Origin of the sequence: Pseudomonas sp. yb_9 (genome assembly GCF_043103635.1) — a bacterium.
Lineage (GTDB): Bacteria > Pseudomonadota > Gammaproteobacteria > Pseudomonadales > Pseudomonadaceae > Aquipseudomonas > Aquipseudomonas monteilii.
This window is the reverse complement of the sequence record NZ_JBICKA010000047.1, coordinates 116452-135758: the sequence shown is the minus strand read 5'-3', so window position 1 is coordinate 135758 and position 19307 is coordinate 116452. Positions and strand designations below refer to the sequence as shown.

Annotated in this window: 17 protein-coding genes; all 17 read left to right on the top strand. The window is 62.3% G+C overall.

Going from position 1 to position 19307, the window contains the following annotated elements:
• The first annotated feature begins 249 nt into the window (after positions 1 to 249).
• The 17 genes from gltB (at position 250) to ACF8MI_RS13450 (ending at position 19302) form a co-directional block, all read left to right on the top strand.
• Complete coding sequence (gltB, locus tag ACF8MI_RS13530) at positions 250 to 4695, top strand: glutamate synthase large subunit (protein WP_392517570.1); 4446 nt, start codon at positions 250 to 252, stop codon at positions 4693 to 4695.
• Positions 4696 to 4818: 123 nt separating this feature from the next.
• Positions 4819 to 6237, top strand: coding sequence for an FAD-dependent oxidoreductase (locus tag ACF8MI_RS13525; protein ID WP_060498046.1), 1419 nt, complete (start codon positions 4819 to 4821; stop codon positions 6235 to 6237).
• A gap of 129 nt (positions 6238 to 6366) precedes the next feature.
• The gene (hemE, locus tag ACF8MI_RS13520) at positions 6367 to 7431 is read left to right on the top strand and encodes a uroporphyrinogen decarboxylase (protein WP_060498045.1); all 1065 of its coding nucleotides are present in this window, start codon (positions 6367 to 6369) and stop codon (positions 7429 to 7431) included.
• Positions 7432 to 7546: 115 nt separating this feature from the next.
• A complete protein-coding gene (locus ACF8MI_RS13515) occupies positions 7547 to 7894 on the top strand; it encodes a YgiW/YdeI family stress tolerance OB fold protein (RefSeq protein ID WP_060498044.1) in 348 nt (115 codons plus the stop codon).
• Positions 7895 to 8014: 120 nt separating this feature from the next.
• Positions 8015 to 9484: an N-acetylglucosamine-binding protein GbpA gene (gene gbpA, locus ACF8MI_RS13510; RefSeq protein ID WP_225850648.1), complete on the top strand. Its 1470-nt coding sequence runs from the start codon at positions 8015 to 8017 to the stop codon at positions 9482 to 9484.
• A 54-nt stretch (positions 9485 to 9538) separates the two neighbouring features.
• Positions 9539 to 10051: a cytochrome b gene (locus ACF8MI_RS13505; protein ID WP_200928871.1), complete on the top strand. Its 513-nt coding sequence runs from the start codon at positions 9539 to 9541 to the stop codon at positions 10049 to 10051.
• An 88-nt stretch (positions 10052 to 10139) separates the two neighbouring features.
• A complete protein-coding gene (locus ACF8MI_RS13500) occupies positions 10140 to 10547 on the top strand; it encodes a type II secretion system protein N (RefSeq protein WP_182408343.1) in 408 nt (135 codons plus the stop codon).
• Positions 10544 to 12385 (top strand): type II secretion system secretin GspD, encoded by a 1842-nt coding sequence (gene gspD / locus ACF8MI_RS13495; RefSeq protein WP_104833804.1) that lies wholly within the window; start codon positions 10544 to 10546, stop codon positions 12383 to 12385. Before ACF8MI_RS13500 ends, gspD begins: the two co-directional genes overlap by 4 nt.
• Positions 12382 to 13833, top strand: a complete 1452-nt coding sequence (gene gspE / locus ACF8MI_RS13490) for a type II secretion system ATPase GspE (RefSeq protein WP_104833805.1) — start codon at positions 12382 to 12384, stop codon at positions 13831 to 13833. The genes gspD and gspE overlap by 4 nt, the downstream gene beginning before the upstream one ends.
• A gap of 2 nt (positions 13834 to 13835) precedes the next feature.
• Entirely contained in the window at positions 13836 to 15041 is a 1206-nt protein-coding gene (gene gspF / locus ACF8MI_RS13485) for a type II secretion system inner membrane protein GspF (protein WP_060498039.1), read from the top strand.
• A gap of 1 nt (position 15042) precedes the next feature.
• Positions 15043 to 15489, top strand: coding sequence for a type II secretion system major pseudopilin GspG (gspG, locus tag ACF8MI_RS13480; protein WP_060498038.1), 447 nt, complete (start codon positions 15043 to 15045; stop codon positions 15487 to 15489).
• Positions 15486 to 15950, top strand: coding sequence for a type II secretion system minor pseudopilin GspH (gene gspH, locus ACF8MI_RS13475; protein ID WP_200928870.1), 465 nt, complete (start codon positions 15486 to 15488; stop codon positions 15948 to 15950). The genes gspG and gspH overlap by 4 nt, the downstream gene beginning before the upstream one ends.
• Positions 15928 to 16311 carry a type II secretion system minor pseudopilin GspI gene (gene gspI / locus ACF8MI_RS13470; protein WP_060498036.1) on the top strand — a complete coding sequence of 128 codons (384 nt, stop codon included), beginning with the start codon at positions 15928 to 15930 and terminating at the stop codon, positions 16309 to 16311. The genes gspH and gspI overlap by 23 nt, the downstream gene beginning before the upstream one ends.
• Positions 16298 to 16876 (top strand): type II secretion system minor pseudopilin GspJ, encoded by a 579-nt coding sequence (gspJ, locus tag ACF8MI_RS13465; RefSeq protein ID WP_060498035.1) that lies wholly within the window; start codon positions 16298 to 16300, stop codon positions 16874 to 16876. Before gspI ends, gspJ begins: the two co-directional genes overlap by 14 nt.
• Positions 16873 to 17730, top strand: coding sequence for a general secretion pathway protein GspK (locus ACF8MI_RS13460; RefSeq protein WP_060498034.1), 858 nt, complete (start codon positions 16873 to 16875; stop codon positions 17728 to 17730). The genes gspJ and ACF8MI_RS13460 overlap by 4 nt, the downstream gene beginning before the upstream one ends.
• Complete coding sequence (gene gspL, locus ACF8MI_RS13455; protein WP_200928869.1) at positions 17723 to 18835, top strand: type II secretion system protein GspL; 1113 nt, start codon at positions 17723 to 17725, stop codon at positions 18833 to 18835. The genes ACF8MI_RS13460 and gspL overlap by 8 nt, the downstream gene beginning before the upstream one ends.
• Positions 18832 to 19302: a hypothetical protein gene (locus ACF8MI_RS13450; protein ID WP_060498032.1), complete on the top strand. Its 471-nt coding sequence runs from the start codon at positions 18832 to 18834 to the stop codon at positions 19300 to 19302. Before gspL ends, ACF8MI_RS13450 begins: the two co-directional genes overlap by 4 nt.
• Positions 19303 to 19307 lie beyond the last annotated feature (5 nt).

Below are 19307 nucleotides of genomic sequence, written 5' to 3'. Positions count from 1 at the left end.
CAGTCATGGCTGAAACGCTTCAGACTCGAGCCAAGCTGCTATCACGGCGCATGGTGCAAAAACATTCAAAATTGCGACATAAATTTTCATTGGTGAGACATGAAAATTTGTGGGCATCGCTGTCGCTGTGCAACAATGGTTTTCCATGGCCACCGCAAAAAAGCTGGCGTTTGATCGGCGTGGATGGTAAGTGGTTGTTAAAAAAGAGATTTGCCTCCGTTGAGAGGTGAACCTGGTGAGAATGTGTCTATGAAAACAGGTCTGTACCATCCCGAAGAATTCAAGGACAACTGTGGTTTTGGCCTGATCGCCCATATGACGGGCGAACCGAGCCACCACCTTCTGCAAACCGCCATGCAGGCGCTGACCTGCATGACCCACCGCGGCGGCATCAACGCCGACGGCAAGACCGGTGACGGTTGCGGTCTGCTCATGCAGAAGCCCGATCAATTCCTGCGTGCTGTGGCCCAGGAGCACTTCGCCGTCGAGCTGCCCAAGCAGTATGCCGTCGGCATGGTGTTCTTCAACCAGGACCCAGTCAAAGCTGAAGCCGCCCGCGCCAACATGGACCGCGAAATCCTCGCAGCCGGCCTGAAACTGGTCGGCTGGCGCAAGGTTCCGATCGACACCAGCGTGCTCGGCCGCCTGGCCCTGGAGCGCCTGCCGCAGATCGAGCAGGTGTTCATCGGCGGTGAAGGCCTGAGCGATCAGGAATTCGCGATCAAGCTGTTCAGTGCCCGTCGCCGTTCGTCGGTGGCCAACGCCCACGATGCCGACCACTACATCTGCAGCTTCTCGCACAAGACCATCATCTACAAAGGCCTGATGATGCCGCGCGATCTCGCGGCGTTCTACCCAGACCTGGGTGACGAGCGCCTGCAAACCGCGATCTGCGTGTTCCACCAGCGCTTCTCCACCAACACCCTGCCGAAATGGCCGCTGGCGCAGCCGTTCCGCTTCCTCGCCCACAACGGCGAGATCAACACCATCACCGGCAACCGCAACTGGGCCATGGCCCGTCGCACCAAGTTCGCCAACGACCTGATCCCCGACCTCGAAGAGCTCGGACCGCTGGTCAACCGCGTGGGTTCCGACTCGTCGAGCATGGACAACATGCTGGAACTGATGGTGACCGGTGGCATCGACCTGTTCCGCGGCGTACGCATGCTGGTACCGCCAGCCTGGCAGAACGTCGAGACCATGGACGCCGACCTGCGCGCCTTCTACGAATACAACTCCATGCACATGGAGCCGTGGGACGGCCCGGCCGGTATCGTCATGACCGAAGGCCGCCACGCGGTGTGCCTGTTGGACCGTAACGGCCTGCGCCCGGCGCGCTGGGTGACCACCACCAACGGCTACATCACCATCGCCTCGGAAATCGGCGTATGGGGCTACCAGCCTGAGGAAGTGCTGGCCAAAGGCCGTGTCGGCCCGGGTCAGATCCTGGCCGTGGACACCGAAACCGGCCAGATCCTCGACACCGACGCCATCGACAACCGCCTGAAGTCGCGTCACCCGTACAAGCGCTGGCTGCGTCAGCACGCCACCCGTATCCAGGCGACGCTGACCGACGACCAGGGCGTGGCCAGCTATGACGCTGACCAGCTCAAGCAATACATGAAGATGTTCCAGGTCACCTTCGAAGAGCGTGATCAGGTGCTGCGCCCGCTGGGTGAGCAGGGCCAGGAAGCCGTCGGCTCGATGGGCGACGACACGCCGATGGCCGTGCTGTCGCAGCGCGTGCGTTCGCCGTACGACTTCTTCCGCCAGCAGTTCGCCCAGGTGACCAACCCGCCGATCGACCCGCTGCGCGAAGCGATCGTGATGTCGCTGGAAATCTGCCTGGGCGCCGAGCGCAACATTTTCCAGGAGTCTCCGGAGCACGCTTCGCGGGTCATCCTCAGCTCGCCGGTCATTTCGCCCGCCAAGTGGCGTTCGCTGATGAGCCTGGAGCGCGAAGGTTTCGACCGCCAGCTGATCGACCTCAACTATGAAGAGGGCGTCGGCCTCGAAGCGGCCATCCGCAATATCGCTGACCAGGCTGAAGAAGCCGTGCGCGCTGGCAAGACCCAGCTGGTGCTGAGCGACCGCTACATCGCCCCGGGCAAACTGCCGGTGCACGCTTCGCTGGCCGTGGGTGCAGTGCACCACCGCTTGACCGAACAGGGCCTGCGTTGCGACAGCAACATCCTGGTGGAAACCGCCACCGCCCGCGACCCGCACCACTTTGCCGTGCTGCTGGGCTTCGGTGCCTCGGCCGTTTACCCGTACCTGGCTTATGAAGTGCTGGCCGACCTGATCCGCACCGGCGAAGTGCTGGGCGACCTGGACGAAGTCTTCAAGTACTACCGCAAGGGCATCTCCAAGGGCCTGCTGAAGATCCTGTCGAAGATGGGCATCTCCACCATCGCCTCGTACCGTGGTGCGCAGCTGTTCGAAGCCATCGGCCTGGCCGAGGAAGTGGTCGGCCTGAGCTTCAAGGGCGTGTCCAGCCGCATCAAGGGCGCGCGCTTCGAAGACCTGGAAAGCGACCAGAAGCTGCTGGCGGCCGCAGCCTGGAGCGCGCGCAAGCCGATCCAGCAAGGCGGCCTGCTGAAGTTCGTTCACGGTGGCGAGTACCACGCCTACAACCCGGACGTGGTCAACACCCTGCAAGCCGCCGTGCAGCAGGGCGACTATGCCAAGTTCAAGGAATACACCACGCTGGTCGACACCCGCCCGGTGTCGATGATCCGCGATCTGCTGAAAGTGAAAGTGGCCGACCAGCCGCTGCCGCTGGAGCAGATCGAACCGCTGGAGGCCATCCTCAAGCGTTTCGACTCCGCCGGTATCTCGCTGGGGGCCCTGTCGCCGGAAGCCCACGAGGCGCTGGCCGAGGCCATGAACCGCCTGGGCGCGCGTTCCAACTCCGGTGAGGGCGGTGAAGATCCGTCGCGCTATGGCACCCTCCGCAGCTCCAAGATCAAGCAGGTGGCCACCGGCCGCTTTGGTGTGACCCCGGAATACCTGGTAAACGCCGAAGTGCTGCAGATCAAGGTCGCCCAGGGCGCCAAGCCCGGTGAGGGCGGCCAGCTGCCGGGTGGCAAGGTCAACGGCCTGATCGCCAAGCTGCGCTATGCGGTACCGGGCGTGACCCTGATTTCGCCACCGCCGCACCACGACATCTACTCGATCGAAGACCTGGCCCAGCTGATCTACGACCTCAAGCAGGTCAACCCGCAGGCGCTGGTGTCGGTCAAGCTGGTGGCGGAAGCCGGCGTGGGCACCATCGCCGCTGGTGTGGCCAAGGCCTATGCCGACCTGATCACCATCTCGGGTTACGACGGTGGTACCGGTGCTTCGCCGCTGACCTCGATCAAGTACGCCGGCGCCCCGTGGGAACTGGGCCTGGCAGAAACCCACCAGACCCTGCGTGGCAACGACCTGCGCGGCAAGGTGCGGGTACAGACCGACGGCGGCCTGAAAACCGGCCTGGACGTGATCAAGGCGGCCATCCTCGGCGCCGAAAGCTTCGGCTTCGGTACCGCGCCAATGATCGCCCTGGGCTGCAAGTACCTGCGCATCTGCCACCTGAACAACTGCGCCACCGGCGTAGCCACCCAGAACGACAAGCTGCGCAAGGACCACTACATCGGCACCGTCGACATGGTGATCAACTTCTTCACCTTCGTCGCCGAAGAAACCCGTGAATGGCTGGCCAAACTGGGCGTGCGCAGCCTGGGCGAACTGATCGGCCGTACCGACCTGCTCGACGTATTGCCAGGCGACACCGAGCGCCAGCAGTACCTGGACCTGTCGCCGCTGCTGGGCAGCTCGCACATCCCGGCTGACAAGCCGCAGTTCTGCGAAGTGGACAAGAACCCGCCGTTCGACCAGGGCGAGCTGGCCGAGAAAATGGTGGAAATGGCCATGCCGGCCATCCGTGACCAGGCCGGTGGCGAGTTCAACCTCGACATCTGCAACTGCGACCGTTCCATCGGTGCGCGTGTGTCGGGTGAAATCGCCCGCCTGCACGGTAATCAGGGCATGGCTGCGGCGCCGATCACCTTCCGCTTCAAGGGTACTGCGGGCCAGAGCTTCGGTGTGTGGAACGCCGGTGGCCTGAACCTGCACCTGGAAGGCGACGCCAACGACTACGTCGGCAAGGGCATGACCGGTGGCAAGCTCACCATCGTGCCGCCAGCCGGCAGCCCGTTCGAAACCCAGCACAGCGCCATCGTCGGCAATACCTGCCTTTACGGTGCCACTGGCGGCAAGCTGTTTGCCTCAGGTACTGCGGGCGAGCGCTTCGCTGTGCGTAACTCCGGCGCCCACGCTGTTGTCGAGGGCACTGGCGATCACTGCTGTGAATACATGACCGGCGGCTTTGTCTGCGTGTTGGGCAAGACCGGTTACAACTTCGGTTCTGGCATGACTGGCGGCTTCGCCTACGTGCTCGACATGGACAATAGCTTCGTCGACAAGCTCAACCACGAACTGGTGGAAATCCAGCGCATCAGTGGTGAAGCGATGGAGGCGTACCGCAGCCACCTGGCGCGTGTCCTTGCCGAGTATGTGGAAGAAACCGGCAGCGAGTGGGGGCGTGAGCTCTCGGAGAACCTGGACGACTACGTGCGGCGCTTCTGGCTGGTGAAGCCGAAGGCAGCCAACCTGAAGCAGCTGCTGTCCAGCACCCGTGCCAACCCGCAGTAAAAACAGCTGCAAGTGGCAAGCCTCACGCTGCAGGTAAAGGCAGTACGAGGTTTGCCCGGCTTAAGTGATCGTCTTGCGGCTTGCAGCGTCTAGCTTGCAGCTGCTGTAAAGAGGTTTTGAAAAATGGCTGAACGTCTGAACAACGACTTCCAGTTCATCGAAGTGGGCCGTAAGGACCCGAAGAAGAAGCTGCTGCGCCAGCGCAAGAAAGAGTTCGTGGAAATATACGAACCGTTCAAGCCGCAGCAGTCCGTGGACCAGGCACACCGCTGCCTGGGCTGCGGTAACCCGTATTGCGAATGGAAGTGCCCGGTACACAACTTCATCCCCAACTGGTTGAAGCTGGTTTCCGAAGGCAACATCCTGGCCGCCGCCGAGCTGTCGCACCAAACCAACACCCTGCCGGAAGTGTGCGGCCGCGTGTGCCCGCAAGACCGCCTGTGCGAGGGTGCTTGCACCCTGAACGACGGCTTTGGCGCGGTGACCATCGGTTCGGTGGAGAAGTACATCACCGACACCGCCTTCGCCATGGGCTGGCGCCCGGACATGTCCAAGGTCAAACCAACCGGCAAGCGCGTCGCCATCATCGGCGCCGGCCCTGCTGGCCTGGGCTGCGCCGACGTACTCGTGCGTGCCGGCGTGACCCCGGTGGTGTTCGACAAGAACCCGGAAATCGGTGGCCTGCTGACCTTCGGCATCCCCGAGTTCAAGCTGGAAAAAACCGTGCTCAGCAACCGCCGCGAAGTCTTCACCGGCATGGGCATCGAGTTTCGTCTGAACACCGAGGTGGGCAAGGACGTCACCCTGGAACAGCTGCTCGCCGAGTACGACGCGGTGTTCATGGGCATGGGTACCTACACCTACATGAAGGGTGGCTTCCCGGGCGAGGACCTGCCAGGTGTGCATGACGCGCTGGACTTCCTGATCGCCAACGTCAACCGCAACCTGGGCTTCGAAAAGTCGCCGGAAGACTTCGTCGACATGCAGGGCAAGAAGGTGGTGGTGCTGGGCGGTGGTGACACCGCGATGGACTGCAACCGCACGTCGATCCGTCAGGGCGCCAAATCGGTGACCTGCGCCTATCGCCGTGACGAAGCCAACATGCCGGGTTCGCGCAAAGAGGTGAAGAACGCCAAGGAAGAGGGTGTGAAGTTCCTCTACAACCGCCAGCCTATCGCCATCGTTGGCGAGGACAAGGTGGAAGGCGTAAAAGTGGTCGAGACCCGCCTTGGCGAGCCGGATGCCCGTGGCCGCCGCAGCCCCGAGCCGATCCCGGGTTCTGAAGAGATCCTGCCGGCCGATGCCGTGGTGATCGCCTTCGGCTTCCGCCCAAGCCCGGCGCCGTGGTTCGAGCAGCATGGTATCCAGCTGGACAGCCAAGGCCGCGTGGTTGCGCCGGAGAAAGGCAAGTTCAAGCACCAGACCAGCAACCCGAAAGTGTTTGCCGGTGGCGACATGGTGCGCGGTTCGGACCTGGTGGTGACGGCAATCTTCGAAGGGCGTACCGCTGCTGAAGGCATCCTGGACTACCTCGAAGTCTGAAATCATTTAGATTTTGTATACAAAATCTATTGATCCAGGACATACCCATAGAGAAAAGGCACGGCAATGAGCCGTGCCTTTTCTTTGTGCGTCTGAGAAAATGCCCGCACTATTTTTCCGGATGCCGACATGACTGCCCTGAAGAACGATCGTTTCCTGCGTGCACTGCTCAAGCAACCCGTAGACGTCACCCCGGTGTGGATGATGCGCCAGGCCGGCCGCTATCTGCCGGAGTACCGCGCCAGCCGCGCCAAGGCCGGCGACTTCATGAGCCTGTGCATGAACCCGCAGTTCGCCTGCGAGGTCACCCTGCAGCCGCTGGACCGCTACCCGCTGGACGCGGCGATCCTGTTCTCGGATATCCTCACCATCCCCGACGCCATGGGCCTGGGCCTATACTTCGAAACCGGCGAAGGTCCGCGTTTCAAGAAGGTCATCAGCACCCCGGCCGACATCGAAGCGCTGCCAATCCCAGACCCTCAGAAAGACCTGGGCTATGTGATGGACGCGGTCAGCACCATTCGCCGCGAACTCAATGGCCGTGTGCCGCTGATCGGCTTCTCCGGCAGCCCATGGACCCTGGCCACCTACATGGTCGAAGGCGGCTCGTCGAAAGACTTCCGCAAGACCAAGGCCATGGCCTACGACAACCCGCAAGCCCTGCACCTGCTGCTGGACAAGCTGGCCCAGTCGGTGACCAGCTACCTGAATGGCCAGATTCTGGCCGGTGCCCAGGCCGTACAGATTTTCGACACCTGGGGCGGCAACCTGTCGGCGGCGGCCTACCAGGAATTCTCCCTGGCCTACATGCGCAAGATCGTCAGCGGGCTGATCCGCGAGCACGAAGGGCGCAAGGTGCCGGTGATCCTGTTCACCAAGAACGGTGGCCTGTGGCTGGAAAGCATCGCTGAAGCCGGCGCCGATGCGCTGGGCCTGGACTGGACCTGCGAGATCGGCGACGCCCGCCGCCGCGTGGGTGACAAGGTGGCCCTGCAAGGCAACATGGACCCGACCGTGCTGTACGCCAAGCCGCAAGCCATCCGCCAGGAAGTGGCGCGCATCCTGGCCAGTTACGGCCACGGCACGGGCCATGTGTTCAACCTGGGCCACGGCATTACGCCGGAAGTCGATCCGGAGCACGCGGGTGTGTTCATCAACGCCGTGCATGAGCTGTCGGCGCAGTATCATCAGTGATCTGAAGCTGAAAACCCAAGCCCGGCCCTGTGCCGGGCTTTTTGTCGCATTAAGTTTTAATTCAGCGATCGTCGCTAATCTGGTCCCATCGAAACCCAAACAGGACCCGATCCTCATGAAAGCACGTTACCTCGCCCTGATCCTCGCCCCTCTGTTCAGCACCGCCGCACTGGCTGCGACCTATACCGGCCCCGGCGCTCAGTCGGTCACCACTGTTGCCGCTGCCAACGACGCTGCCGATGACACTCCGGTTGTGCTGCAAGGGTTTGTGACCAAGAAGATCAACAACGACGACAAGTACGAGTTCAAGGACAACACCGGCACCATCACCGTCGAGATCGATGACGAAGACCTGCCGTCGACGCCGTTCAACGACAAGACCAAGGTCAAGTTGACCGGTGAGGTGGAAAAGCACCTGATGAGCCGTGAGGTTGACGTGGATATTGTCGAGATCATCAACTGACTCATGAAAATGCCTGCTGTTCGGCAGGAATTTTCCTATGTTTTGCAGCCTTTCGCATTTTTAGAATGACGCACTCCTGTCGGGAGCCCCCGACGCAAACTCAGCAGTTTGGAGTGCGTCATGAGTACACGAAAGCATCTACGAAGGGTTGTTGCCAGCAGCGCATGGCTGGCGATTGCCGGGGTGGGCATGCATGCCCAAATGGCCAGTGCACACGGTTACGCCAGTGAACCGCCTTCCAGGGCGTATGCGTGCCGACTTGGGTTGAACACCGAGTGTGGCCAGCCTATGTACGAGCCGCAAGCAGTCGGGGAGGCCGAAAAAGGCTTCCCGGCCCGCGGCCCGGCTGATGGCAAACTCGCCAGTGGTGGGGTGCGGTCCGACTTCGCAACGCTGGATGAGCAGTCTGCCAACCGCTGGTCGCTGACGCCCATCAAGCAGCGCGACGTCGCCTTCGACTGGTATTACACCGAAGGGCACAAGACGACGGGTTGGGAGTACTTCATCACCAAAGCGGGGTGGAACCCGAATGCACCCTTGGGGCGCGATGCGTTCGAGTCGACGCCTTTCTGTACCGTTGATGGGCATGGGAAGCCGGCTCGTGGTGAGGGGCAACCCACACATGGACCAGCCCTTGTAAAGCATCAGTGCACGTTGCCTGCTGACAAGACCGGGCAGCACATCATCCTGGGTGTCTGGACAGTCGATGACACTGCTGCAGCGTTCTACAACGTCATGGACGTGGATATTCAGACTGAAGGTGGCCCCGCCCCTGAGTGGCCGCAAGTGGGCAGCATCAACCCACATCGTGACCTGCAGGTTGGCGACAAGGTCAGGGCTCGCGCGTTCGTGGCCGGCTCGGAAAGCGCTCAATTCAGCGTAGGTATCGTCATTGACAGCGCTGAGGAAGGCCTTGCAGCAAACTGGTCCTACAAGCTTGCAAAGCGCATCAATGAAACCCAGTCCTTGGTACAAGCGGGCCACCTTGATAGCGAGGGCAACATCAAGCCGGTCCAGGGCGCCAACAGCATCTTCGCCAAACCCGAGACGGGCATCAGCAGCTATCAGCTGGATTTCGAAGGCGTACCTGTCGATGACAGCTACCTGCACCTGCATGACCTCAAACCTGAGTACGTGCTGGAAGACGGTAAGGCGAACCTGGACTTCACGGTAATGACCAACCGTAAGCTGCAGGTCAGTGCACGGCTGTTCGACAGTGCCAACCAGCAAGTCGGCTTCACTCGTCAGGACGTGGACGCCACCACCCGTCCGATGACGCTGCAAGCGAGCAGTGTCGAAGGCGAGCACCTGCTCAAGGTCGTTGGCGTGAACAAGGCCGGGCGCATCCTGTTGCAGGAAGAGCGCACGGTTCAGCTGAAGGCTGCGGGTGGCGAAGGCCACGACTTTGAATTCCCTCAATCGATTGCAAGCTACAAGGCCGGTACACGTGTACTGCAACCGAAGACGGGTGAAGTGTTCGAGTGCAAGCCGTTCCCGTTCGAGGGCTGGTGCAAGAGCTATTCGGCAAGTGCCACCCAATATGAGCCGGGTGTAGGCAGCCACTGGCAAGACGCCTGGATCAAACGCTGAAGGAATGTGCCCTGGCAGCCGGAGTAGCGGCTAGGGCACAACACGGTATTTTCGATGCAAGTACACAAATATTGCTGGCAGCAGATCCTGTTGCACTGGGTCTCTGCCTTGGTGATCGGCTGGGCGCTGGTCAGTGGCTTTTATGTTTCCGGCTTTGATGTCGAACCCGCCACTGCCCATCTGGTCGGTTTCGTGAATGTCGGGCTGACCACGCTGTTCATCCCGGTTTTCTTGCTGCGCTGGCTGGTGCGATTGGTCAAGGCCAGGCCGGGTGCGCTGAATGAGAACCCTCGGGCGCGCCGGGCTGCCCAAGCTGTACACGAGGGTATGTACTGGCTGACCACGCTGGTGCTGTTATCTGGTGTACTGATGATGGACCGCGCAATCGACGTGTTTGGATGGTTTGCCATCTCGCCGTTGATCAGCGACCCGTCATGGCTCAGTGCCTGGCTGAAGCTGCATGTTGCAGCCAACGTGGTGCTGACCATGGTTGTGGCGCTGCATGTCGGGGCCGTCATTCTGCACGAGTGTTCTGGGCGGCAGGTGCTTCGCCGGATGTTGCCCTGAGCCAATGAAGCCGTTTTCGATTCTGTCCTGGGTGGCAGCTCCCCTGTTGGCGATTGCTTTTCTGGTCGTGCGAGAAACGACCCGGCCCGTGGCAGAGCGCATCGGGCGGGAGCAGGTCGCGTCCGCATCAATTGCCCAGAAGCCATTACCCACAGCAACCCTGGCACTGGCATTTGGTTATAGCGAGCCAGTCGGCCAGGCTGCCAGCCAGGCCGAACTGGTTCTCAAGGCGTGTTTCGTATCAAGCCTGGGCCAGGCCCGTGCGCTGGTTGCAAGCCGCGAGGGTGAAAGCCTGTACCGGGTTGGCGACCGTATGCCGGGCGGCAGCGTGTTGCGTCGGATCGACGTGCGTTCCATCACCCTTTGGGACGGTGAGCGCGAGCAAACGCTGGCGTTGTCCGGCAGCCGCGCCAGCGTCTTCGTTCAATCGGGCAGTACCCCCACGCGTGGTCCTGCGTCTGCCGATTCACCCCGCCTGCTGCGGGAGGTGCAATGACATTTCAACGCTTTCTACGGGTGGCCTCGTTCGGGGCCTGTCTGACTTTGACCTGCCCGCTGGCCCTGGCTGATGCGCCGACCTGGCAACTGGCGATGAGCGATGCCGATGTACGCGATGTGGTGCGCGAAGTCGGGGCCATTCTTGACCAGACAATTGTGCTTGATCCGCGCGTACAGGGCCGGATTACAGTCTTGTCCAATGAAGCGCACGATCGTGAGGGCGTGCGCCGGCTGTTCTACTCGGTGCTGAATGCACAAGGGTTCGCCGCGGTGAACGATGGTGATCGCTTGCTGGTGCTGCCGGCGAGTGAGGCAAAAGCCTGGGCCAACCAGCAGGTCGATGCCATTCCTGCCGCATTCACCACGCGCGTGTTCAGCTTGTCTGGGAGCACTGCGGCTGATCTGGCGGGCTTGCTGAGGCCGTTGGTGTCCAGCAATGGTTACATTGGACCGTCCAGTTCGGCCAATGCCTTGGTCGTTACCGATTCGGCTGCAAACCTGGAGCGCCTGCAAAGCCTGGTGGCGCAACTGGACAGCGGTCAACGGCATGACTATGAGCTGGTGACCTTGCGTACAGCACAGGCCGTGGATGTGTTGCCTGTGGTAGAGGCTTCGGCGGGCGGCCCGGACAGTGGCGTGCGGGTGCTGTCCGACTCGCGCAGCAACCGCCTGCTGATACTCGGCCCGGAAAAGTCCCGGCAACGCCTTGCTCGCCTGGCCCGCGAGCTGGATGTGCCCGCGCCTGTCAGTTCGCAGAACTGGCGAGTGGTGCGCCTTCAGCATGGCAATGCCGAGCAACTGGCCGAGGTGCTCAGTGAAGTGGGCAAACGGCTGGATGCCAAGGCAGGTACTGAAACCTTGGGCCAGCCACTTGCGGCAGGGGCCATGGTCAAGGCCGATGTCAGCCAGAATGCGCTGGTGCTTCTGGGTGAGCCCCAGACGTTGGGTAATGTGGTACAGATCATCGAGCAACTCGACCAGCCACGCGCGCAAGTGCTGATACATGCGGCCATCGTCGAGGTCAGCGGGGATATCAATGAAGCCTTGGGGCTGCAGTGGGGGATAGATACAGGCAGCCTCAAGGGCGGTGTGACATTCCCCGACAGCGGTGTGGCCTGGGCTGACCTGCTGGGCGCAGACAAGGCACTGCCGAGCGGTGCGGCGCTGGCATTGGGTTCTGACCGTTTCGGCCTGCTGGTTTCCGCGTTGGCCAGCAATACCCGCAGCAATTTGCTGTCCACCCCCAGCCTGCTCACGCTAGACAACCAGGAGGCGCAGATCCTGGTGGGGCAGAACGTGCCCTTCAAGACCGGCTCGTATACCACATCAGGGAGTGGCGCCGACAACCCGTTCACGACCGTGGAACGCAAGGACATCGGTATTAGCCTGAAGGTGCGCCCGCACATCAATGAGGGCAGGAGTTTGCGCCTGGAGGTCGAACAGGAAAGCTCCGAACTGGCACCTGGCACGGTCGAAGGTGACCTGATCACCAGCAAGCGGACGCTCAAGAGCACCATCCTGGCTGCGGACGGCGAGATCATCGTGATCGGCGGCCTGATCAAGGACAGCGTGCGGACAGAGCAGCGCGCAGTGCCGTTGCTAAGCCGCATCCCGCTGCTTGGTGGCTTGTTCCGCTGGACCAGGGACACTCAGGAAAAGACCAACCTGATGGTGTTCCTGAGGCCTACCGTCTTGCGTACCCAGGAAGACCTGATCGACTCCGGCCGCCGCGCCTATGGCGACGTACAGGCGTCCGACCCGGCACGAGTACCGAAAGACCCCCGCCAAATGTTCGAGGCGCGCCCTGTACCGATGGGCGAGGAACCTGGCCGGTGAGCGATCTGATTCCATTCGGCTTTGCCCGGCGCTTTGGCATTTTGCTTGACCGCCACACGTTGCTGATGCGCAACGGCGCCTCGCTGGAGTCGCTTTCCGAAGCGTTGCGCGTGGTCGGGCAGCATGTTCCGCTACGGGTGGTGGACGATGACGCGTTTGCCATCCACCTGGCCGGTTGCTATGGCGGCGCCCAGGATGCGGCACAGTCGGTTATCCAGGAGCTGGATGACCACATCGACCTGTCACGCTTGGCTGAGGGCTTGCCGCAGGCCAGTGACCTGCTCGATCAACAGGACGATGCGCCGATCATCCGGTTGCTCAATGCGTTGCTCAGCGAAGCGGTCAGGTCACGCGCTTCCGATATCCACCTGGAAACCTTCGAGCAGCAGTTGCGTGTTCGCATGCGCATCGATGGTGTCATGCGCGAAGTGCTCACGCCGCCCAGGGCGCTCTCGGCACTGCTGGTATCGCGCATCAAGGTCATGGCGCGCCTGGACATTGCCGAGAAACGTGTGCCCCAGGATGGCCGCATCAGCTTGCGGCTGGCAGGCCATGAGGTGGATGTGCGTGTGTCCACCTTACCGGCGGCCCATGGGGAGCGGGTGGTGATGCGTTTGCTGGATAAGCAGGCGGTCCGCCTGGACATACAACACATGCAGATGCAGCCCTCTGTGCAGAAGGCGTTCCTGGCATTGCTGGACAAACCCCATGGCATTTTCCTGGTGACCGGCCCTACCGGCTCTGGCAAGACCACCACGTTGTATACGGCGTTGTCGGTACTGAACCGTGAGTCGCGCAACATTCTCACCGTCGAGGACCCGGTTGAATATCACTTGCCGGGCATCGGCCAGACTCAGGTCAACAGCAAGGTGGAGATGACCTTTGCGCGCGGGCTGCGGGCGATCCTGCGGCAGGACCCGGATGTCGTGATGGTGGGTGAGATCCGTGACAGGGAAACGGCCGAAATTGCCGTGCAGGCATCGCTGACGGGCCATCTGGTGCTGTCGACCCTGCATACCAACAGCGCACTGGGTGCCATCATGCGGTTGGCGGACATGGGTGTGGATACCTGCTTGCTCGCCTCATCGCTCGCCGGTGTCATGGCTCAACGGCTGGTGCGTGTGTTGTGCCCGCATTGCAAGGTCGCGTGCGAGGTGGATGACGCCATGGCCGCTGCACTGGGCAATCCCGATGACTTACCGCAGCAGCTTTACCAGGCTGTTGGTTGTGAGCTGTGCCAGTTGGGCTACAGCGGGCGTGTGGCTTTGCATGAAATGGTCGTGATCACCCCGCAGCTGGCACAGGCTATTCACGGCCGCGCATCCTTGGCACAGATGCGGGCATTGCTGTGCCCGCACTCGACCAGCTTGTTTCAGCACGGTATCGAGCGAGTCTGCCAAGGGCAGACCAGTGTCGAGGAACTGCTGCGCGTCACAGGCCAGGACTGAGCATGGCGGTTTTCCGGTATCAGGCTCAGCGCATCGATGGCACGCGTCAGCGCGGCACGCTAGAGGCAGCCAGTGCACGCCAGGCCCGACAGCAGTTGCGCGAGCAGGGCTGGTCGGTATTGGTGATCGAAGAGGTACAGCCGTCGCCCTTTGCCGCGCTGACTGCACGCAACCGCCTCTCGCTCGTGCAGCGTTGCCTGCTGACACGACAGCTGGCAACGCTGTTGCAGGCCGGCATCCCGTTGACTGAAGCATTGCAGGCGGTGGCTGCGCAGAGCGGCCAGCGTCTGGTCAGGCAGGTGTTGCTGGGCGTGGCTGAGCGGGTCGCCGAAGGTAATACCTTTGCCGATGCGTTGGCACATTACCCATCGGCATTCCCGTTGGTCTACCGCGCCACGGTCGAGGCGGCAGAGCGTTCAGGGCACCTGGCCGGCGTACTGGAGCGGCTGGCTGAGCATGGCGAAGATCAGCGGGCACTGCGCCAGAAGGTGCAGTTGGCGATGCTTTACCCCTTGATCCTGACGGCCGTGGCACTGCTGGTGGTGGGGTTTCTGCTTGGTTATGTGGTGCCGGACGTGGTGCAGGCCTTTGCCCGCGACCAGGCGCAGTTACCACTGGCAACGCAGGTGCTGATCGCACTCAGCGATGCCTTCGGCCGCTTTGGGCTGTTGGCCTTGCTGGTGATGCTGGCAGGCGCTACAACGGTCGTCTTGCTGTTACGCAAACCCGCCAGACGAAGGCAATGGCATGCCATGGTTCTGCGCATACCCGGTTACGCCGGTTTTGTGCTGGCCAGTGAAGCCGCACGTTTCATCAGCACCCTGGCAATTCTGGGGCGCAGCGGCGTCGTGCTGGTCGATGCCATGAACATCGCGGCCGGCGTGGTGGGCAATCTGGTGCTACGCGAACGCTTGCAAGCCGCTGTGCGTGAAGTGGGCGAAGGCGCAACGCTGGCCCATAGCCTGGCACGTAGCCAGACCATGCCTGACCTGATGCTGCACATGATCGCCAGTGGCGAGCGTGCCGGGGAGCTGGACGGCATGCTGGAACGTGCCGCCGATCTTCAGGCCAGGCAACTGGCAGGTCGTATAACCCTTCTGGTGAGCCTGTGTGAACCCCTGATGCTTTTGGTGATGGGCGGCATCGTGCTGTTCATCGTGCTGGCCATCCTGCTGCCCATTCTTAACCTCAACCAACTGGTCAACTGATATGTCCTACGGCTTTGCACGCCGCGCGCAACGCGGTTTCACGCTGATTGAAATCATGGTGGTGGTGATCATCCTGGGGGTACTCGGTGCCTTGGTGCTACCCAATGTGATGAGCCGCCCGGACCATGCCAAGCTCACCGCAGCGCGTACCGATATCCAGTCCATTGCCACGGCGCTGGAAATCTACCGCCTGGACAATGGGCGCTACCCCACTACGGCTCAAGGCCTGGAGGCGCTCGTCCGGCGTCCAACCTTGGCGCCACTGCCCCGGCAGTGGAGCGCCCAGGGTTACCTCAAGCGTCAGGCGATGGACCCGTGGGGGGCACCTTATCAGTACGCCAACCCAGGAACGCGATCAGGCCAGGGGTACGACTTGTTCTCTTTGGGGGCCGACGGCCAGCCCGGCGGTGAAGATGCGGATGCCGATATCGGTAACTGGGCCGAATGAGGCAGAACCGGTCGAGGGGCTTCACCCTGCTTGAAATCATGCTGGTGCTGCTGCTGGTGGGCGTTGTCCTGGCCATGGCCGGGCTACAGGTGGGGCAGGGCCCCCATCGGTTGGCACGGCAGGAAGCCGCCCTGTTTCTGCAACTGGTCCAGTACGCCAGGCAGCAGGCGGTCCTGGAGGGGCGGGATTTGGCTGTGCACGTCGACCCCCGCGGCTATCAGCTAGTGAAGGGTGAAGGGCACAGCGTGGCAGCGCAGGGGCAGCGCCGGGACACCGGGCTGGACCTGCATCTCGAAATCGACGGGCTGGCAGTGATGCCCGGCAAGCCGGAAGGCACTGCGCAACTGGTGTTTTCCCGTAGCGACGAGCACACCCCGTTTTCGTTGTCATTCCATGAGGCTGGCGTCAGCCTGGCCCAGGTATCAAGCGATGGCCTCAATGACCCCTGGCTCGAACGTTGAACGTGGGTTTACGTTGCTGGAAGTGCTGGTGGCGCTGTCTGTTTTTGCCGTGCTGGCTGCTGCTGTGACCACCGCCAGCCAGCATGTGCTGGAGCAGTCGCAGGGCCTGCGTGACCGGCTGTTCGCCAGCTGGATTGCCGATAACCACCTTGCTGAACTGCGTCTGCACGCGCCTGCGGCTGCACAGCGGCGCACCCTGGAGGTCCGGTTCGATGAGCGGGGCTGGTGGTTGGTCGAGGCGAGGCATCCTCTGGCTGATGCGCCCCTCGTCGAAGTGAACGTGAGTGTTGGTTTGGCGCCGGATCGGCAGCCACTTCATCACACGGTGGGCTGGCTGGAGGTTGTCGATGGTGCGCCGTGAGCCAGCCTGTACCCAACGCGGCTTTACCCTGCTGGAGTTGTTGCTGGCCGTCGCCATCTTCGCCTTGTTGGCGGCAGGCACCAGCCAGTTGCTGGCTGCATTCACCCGGGCCGATGCAGCGCGCCAGGCCCACGCCGACGAACTGCGCGCCTTGGGGCGGGCAATGAGTGTGATGCAGCGGGATGCACTGCAAGGGTACTGGCCCGCGAGCGGCAAGAACGGCACGAGCCACGGCATCTTGTTGACGCCGCATCGGGTGAGCTGGTTGTTGGGTGCCGAGCGTGATCGGCAGCCCTTGCCGCGCAGCGATCTGAGGGTTGTCGAATACTGGCTGGAAGACGGTGTGCTGTGGCGCCAGCGGCGTACTCTGGAGCACGGGCAGGTACGCCCGCAGCGCGTGCTCGACGGTATTGTGGCGTTGCGCTGGCGTATGTATGGCGCAGAGGGTGGCTGGGTTTCCAACTGGACGGCTGCGCAGCCGCCACAGGCGCTCGAAATCACGCTTTCGACCCAGCGTTTCCAGGGCATACGCCGCGTGCTGCCAATGGCGGGGGCAAGCCTGTGAAGAACACTCGGCAGCGGGGTGTGGCGCTAATCACCGTGCTGTTGGTCATGGCGCTGCTGACCGTGCTGGTTGCCAGCATGTTGCGTAGCCATCAAGGCATGCTGGGCAGCGTCAGGCAGCAAATCGATGCCTCGCGCCTGCTGCAGTTGGCACATGCGGGGGAACGCCAGGCCTTGGTGCAACTGAAACAGCAGGCTGCAACCCTGCTGCAAGTGACCCATGGTGGTCAGCCCTGGGCGAAAGCCCGGTTGCTGGACCTTGAGCAGGGGCAGGTTCGCCTGCGTCTGGAAGACCTTTCCGGGCGTTTCAACATCGCGGCGCTGACCGCACGGAAAAATCTCGACCCTGTGCTGCTAAAGCGTTGGCAGCGGTTGTGCCGTGCGCTGCAGATCGAGGCGCCAGTGCTGGATTCCCTGGCAGGCCAACGCATGCTCGACCCTAGCCAGCTGCGCGCCCTGCCAGGCGTTGATGATGAAGTGATGACACGCCTGCGGCCATGGGTTGTGGCGTTGCCTGCAAATGCGGGGCTCAACGTCAATACCGCCCTGGCGCAGGTGCTCGAAGGCCTTGAAGGCGTGGAAGCATCCACTGCCCGGCGTTTGATAGGCGAACGGCCCGAAGAGGGTTTTGCCAGCGTTCAGCAGTTTCTGGCGCAACCGCGTCTGGTCGGTCTTGGTATCGACAGCCATGGACTGTCGGTGACCAGCCGCTGGTACCGCTTGGAGGTGCGCGCAGCGCTGGCAGGCAATGTTGGTTACCTGTACAGCGACCTTGAGATCGACCTGAACACGCATCAGGTGCGTGTGTGGCGTCGTGTTTTTTCTGCACAGCCGGAGCAAATGCCAGATGAGTGATGTTTACCTGTTTCTACTGGCGGAGGGTATGGCCGCAGCCGACGGGACATGGCCGGTGCTTGTGCGCACAGCGCAGGGGCAGCTTGACCGGTCAACGTTGGGCGATCTGCCGCCAACACTGGCCGATGCTGGCGTGGTGCTCGTCCTGCCGATGGAGCTGGCAGGGTACTGCAGGGTTGGGCCAGTGCCGGGCAGGCGCCCCAGCCGGGAGGTGTTGGGCTATGCGGCCGAAGAGCAGTTGGCAGCCCCTTTGGAGGCCTCGCACCTGGCGTTCGGGCCAGAAGATGATGAGGGGCGACGAAAGGTGCTGGTGATAGCGCTGGAACGCCTGCGCCCGCTGATGTCGCTGCTGCTTGAGCAGGGTATCGACCCGGTCGCGGTGCACGTCGATGCCGACCTGCTGAGTGCCGCACAGGCGTGTGCCCTGTGGTTCGAGGGGCGCTGGTTGCTGGGAGGCACCGAAGGTGCGCGCCTTGCGGTCAGTGCCCAGGCTGCTCAGGTACTGAAGCAGAGCCATGCGTCGATACCCTGGATGGCCGAGGCAGGGGCAATGGGTGCGCACTGCTGCGATCAGGAGGTCGACAGTGCTGTGGAACTGCTGGTGCAGGGTAAAACTGGCGCCGTGGACCTGCGCCAGGGCACCTTGCGCCGACGGCGCAGTGCGCCGGCATGGCAAGCGATGGCAGGTAGTGTGGTGCTGGCATTGCTGATGGTTTGCCTGGCTGAATACTGGCGAACCGAGTGGTTGATGCGTCAGGTATCACTGCAGCACACCGACAATGTTCGGGTGCTGCAACGCTGGGCGCCTGAACCGCTGGCCGGAGGCGATTTGGCCACGCAAATCCGGTTGCTGGAACACATGCCCAGGCAGTCGACTGCTATGGAGCAGCTTGCGCAGTTCTCCGAGCAGCTGGTCAGCAGCGGTAATCTGGTGATTGAACGAGCGGAAACGACAGCTGGGCAGGGCTGGCGTGTTGATGTCATCGCTGAAGGCTTTGACGATCTCGAACGGCTAGGGGAGCGTGTTGCCGGCATGCGGATGGAACAGGGGCGACAGACTGCCCAGGGCGTGCGGGCAATCCTCGCCTGGCAGGAGGCAGAATGAAAAATCTCAACGAGCATGCATGGGTTCGCCAGTGGAAAGAGATACCAGCAGGCCGGCGTGCGCTGATGAGTGCAGCGTTGTGGGGCCTGCTGTTGATCGTGATCTGCCAGCTACTCTGGTTGCCAGGGCAGGCTCGCATGCAGCAAGCGGAACAAGCGCTGGCGCGTGAGCATGAGCTGGCGGCCACATTGCAGCGAATTGTACAGGGGCCGCGTCGGTCGCCAGGCGCCGTCGAGTTGCTGACACCGGCTGGGCTGAATGAGCGTGCCAAGGCGGCAGGGGTCTACATCGTCAGCCTGGAAGCCAAGGCAGGGCAAGTGGATGTCGGCCTGGAGGGGCCCGTCGCCGCAGTGCTGGCCTGGCTGCACGTACTGGAGCATGACGGTGGCGAAGCGCTGAACATCCAGTTGCAAGCCGAGGGCGAGCTGCTTCAGGCGCGCTTGGTGATGGCGTTGCCCGAAGCCTGAGCACG